This is a genomic window from Parvimonas sp. D9 (genome assembly GCF_035282565.1).
Classification (GTDB): domain Bacteria; phylum Bacillota; class Clostridia; order Tissierellales; family Peptoniphilaceae; genus Parvimonas; species Parvimonas micra.
Map to the genome: position 1 here is coordinate 1 of NZ_JAYKBM010000216.1, position 250 is coordinate 250.

Annotated in this window: 1 protein-coding gene; it reads left to right on the top strand. The window is 39.2% G+C overall.

Annotated elements, in window-relative coordinates:
• Window positions 1–250: hypothetical protein (locus tag VJI94_RS08620; RefSeq protein WP_324009071.1), on the top strand; the 250-nt coding region annotated here is incomplete at both ends.

The window sequence follows — 250 nt, forward strand, 5'->3', positions numbered from 1 at the left end:
GTTTTTGACTGTTTGAAACTGATATTGGAGGAAGATCCGTCCAATGAAGAGGCTTTATATAAAATTTGCTTTTGGACCGATTTCACAGGTCGCAATGAAGAAAGTATCCGTTTGCACCAGCAGATCATAGAAGAACAACCTTTTAGTGAATTGGCATGGTTTAATTTGGCGGCTGCATATCAAGGGCTGAAATTGTATGAAAAAGCAATCGATGCCTATCAGTATGCAGTAGCCATTGATGAGAAGTTTG